Here is a 2,921-nt window from a genome sequence, read left to right on the forward strand (position 1 = left end):
TCCCAGTCGAGCTCGAGGCGCGGCGGCACGGCGGCCTGGTCGGCATCGGCCCGCCCGGCCGACGCCGAACCGCTCGCGGAAGTCATCCGCTCACGGTAGCCCCGCCGCGCGGGGCGGGCTGCTCAGGCGCAGGTCGAGCCGGTCGGTGCATGCGGTCCGGCCGGGGGAGCACTGGTCACGCCCCGGCACGCCTCACCCGGGCAGGTCGCAGCTGCAGCCCGCGAGCTGCTGGACGAAGGTGTCGATCACCCGGCTCGGACCCAGCTGCCCACCAGGAGGCGTGTCGTCGGCGATCACCGCGAAGACCAGGGAACGGCCCGACGACGTCGTCACGGTGCCCGCGAGGGAGGTCACCCCGGGCAGGCTGCCGGTCTTGGCCCGGACGAGGCCGCTGGCGGGGGGCGAGCCGAACCGGCCCGCCAGGGTCCCCTGCCACCCGGCGACGGGCAGGTCGACCACGGCAGGCAGCAGGGCCGCGTTCTGCGGGTCGGCCGCGTGCAGCACGAGGTCCACCAGGAGCGCGGGGGGCAGCAGGGAGCCCTCTGCCAGCCCGCTCGTGTCCGCCAGGACGGCTCCGTCGGTGTCCAGCCCGAGCCGGACGAGCTCGGCGAGCACGGCCCGGGTGGCCCCCTGGAAGCTCGCGGGCAGCCCTCGCTCGAGGGCCACCATCCGGCCGAGGGCCTCGGTCACGGCGTTGTCCGAGGTGTGCAGCGCGTACCGGACGACCTCCCGCATCGGGGCCGACTCGACGGCGCCCACGGTCCGGGCCCCGGCGGGGACCGCCTCCCGCCCGACCGTCCCGGTGACGGCGATGCCCTGCTCGCGGAGCAGGGCTGCGAAGGTCTCCCCCGTGTGCAGCGAGGGATCGGCGTGCCGGGGCGGGTACGGCTCGTCGCGGGTCTTGGCGATGTTGACCGCGAGGGCGGTGACCGGGGCGACGTAGCCGAGGCGGATGACGTCCTCGTCCCAGCCGGGGGCTGCCTGCGGGCCCGAGAACAGCGTGTCGTCGACGCCGAGGGTGACCTCGGTGACGCCGGCGAGCCGCAGCTCGCGGGTCACCTCGACCGCGAGGTCGGCGAGCCCCGCGCGACCGTTGGTCGCCTCGGGGTCCCCCGCACCGGCGGCGAGCATGATGTCGCCACCGCCCACGAGCACGAGCCGGCCGCCCGCACCCTGCACCACGGAGGTCGTCAGGGTGGCGTCGGGCCCCAGGGCGCTGAGGGCCGCGGCCCCGGTGGCGACCTTGGCGGTCGAGGCAGGGGTGTGGGGCTGGTCGCCGTCGAGGTCCACCAGCACCTCGCCGGTGAGCTGGTCGGCCACGACGATGCCGACCGAGTCCCCCATCCAGACGTGGTCGGCGGCGGCCTCGGCGAGGGCCGTGAGCTCGGCGGCGTCGGGCACCGGGGCCGAGGGGTCCACCTCGTCCAGGACCGGCTCGAGCCCGGGAGCCTCGACGGCTCCGGGGACCGTCGGGAACGGAAGCGGAGGGTCGGGCACGGGCTCGAGGGTCACGAACCCCGGCACCACGTCGTAGGCGTCAGCCGTGAGGTACCCCCCGGCGCCGAGCACCAGGACGCCCGTGGCGACCCCCGCCGCGAGCGCTGCGCGCCGTGCCATCGGTCCTCCCTCTCACCATCGCCCCGGGTGGGACCGGGTCAGACTATTCTCCGAGTCGACGCGCATCGCGCCGACCCGCTGGGTGCGGGACCATGGTCCCGCCTGGCGTAACGTCACCCTTGCCCGCGCGCGGCCCCGCGCACGTGCTCCCGCACCGAACCGCCCGACCGACCGCCTCGTCCAGGCCCGGTGGTCGGCCACGAAGGAGAACCTGTGGAGTTCGACGTCACGATCGAGATCCCCAAGGGCCAGCGCAACAAGTACGAGGTCGACCACGAGACCGGTCGCATCCGTCTGGACCGCATGCTCTTCACGTCGACGCGCTACCCCGACGACTACGGGTTCATCGACGGGACCCTGGGCGAGGACGGCGACCCGCTCGACGCCCTGGTGCTGCTCGAGGAGCCGACCTTCCCGGGCTGCCTGATCCGCTGCCGCGCCCTGGGCATGTTCCGCATGCGCGACGAGGCCGGCGGTGACGACAAGGTGCTGTGCGTCCCGACGGGGGACCAGCGCGCCTCGTGGCGTCAGGACATCGACGACGTCAGCGAGTTCCACCGCCTCGAGATCCAGCACTTCTTCGAGGTCTACAAGGATCTCGAGCCGGGCAAGTCCGTCGAGGGCGCGCACTGGGTGGACCGTGCGGCGGCCGAGGCCGAGATCGAGCGCTCGCGCCAGCGTGCGATCGACGGGGGCCACCACTCCATCTGAGCCGCGACGCCGTCTGACCGGCGTCGCCTGAGCGACCTCGTCACCGTGCCCCGTCGGGCCCCTCAGGGGATCCGGCGGGGCACAGTCGTGCGGCGAGGGTCAGACGGGCGTCGCGGGCAGGTCAGGGACGACCGGCGTAGGGCATCGTCCCCGACCACCGGATCGCGGTGACCCGGACGTTGACGCCGCGCCGCGGAGCCTCGATCATCTGGCCGTTGCCCACGAACATCGCGACGTGACCGATGCTGCCCGGGTCCTTGCCGTTGCTGCCGTAGAAGATGAGGTCCCCCGGGCGCATGCTGTCGTAGCTGATCTTGCGGACCTGGCGGTACTGGTCACGCGAGGTGCGGTTGATGCCCAGCCCGGCATTGGCCCAGGCCTTCGAGGTCAGGCCCGAGCAGTCGTAGCCGTCGGGCCCGGTCCCGCCCCAGGCGTAGGCCTTGCCGACCTGGGTGAGCGCCCAGGCGACCGCGCTCTGCCCCTGCCCTGCTGAGCCCCGGGCCGAGCCCGTGCCCAGGCCGTAGGGGTCCGCTGCGGGTGGGATGGTCGGCGTGGGCGTCGGGGCCGGGGTGGCCGGTGGCGGGGTGGTCGGG

Annotated in this window: 3 protein-coding genes; 1 reads left to right on the plus strand and 2 read right to left on the minus strand. The window is 74.4% G+C overall.

The features are described from left to right. Positions 1-192: 192 nt before the first annotated feature. A complete protein-coding gene (gene dacB, locus L0B03_RS15995; RefSeq protein WP_250447705.1) occupies positions 193-1,617 on the minus strand; it encodes a D-alanyl-D-alanine carboxypeptidase/D-alanyl-D-alanine-endopeptidase in 1,425 nt (474 codons plus the stop codon). A 213-nt stretch (positions 1,618-1,830) separates the two neighbouring features. Between dacB and L0B03_RS16000 the strand changes: the two genes are divergently transcribed. Next, a complete protein-coding gene (locus tag L0B03_RS16000) occupies positions 1,831-2,328 on the plus strand; it encodes an inorganic diphosphatase (protein ID WP_208056678.1) in 498 nt (165 codons plus the stop codon). Between the two features lie 121 nt (positions 2,329-2,449). Here L0B03_RS16000 and L0B03_RS16005 read toward each other — a convergent pair. Further along, positions 2,450-2,921 (minus strand): C40 family peptidase (locus L0B03_RS16005; RefSeq protein ID WP_250447709.1); only part of this gene is annotated, 472 nt, incomplete at its 5' end.

The organism is Actinotalea sp. C106 (genome assembly GCF_023630195.1).
Taxonomy (GTDB): Bacteria; Actinomycetota; Actinomycetes; order Actinomycetales; family Cellulomonadaceae; genus Actinotalea.

Bases quoted from the DNA above. Each gene is read 5' to 3' on its own strand.
- dacB (WP_250447705.1), bottom strand. From the start codon at position 1,617: ATGGCACGGCGCGCAGCGCTCGCGGCGGGGGTCGCCACGGGCGTCCTG.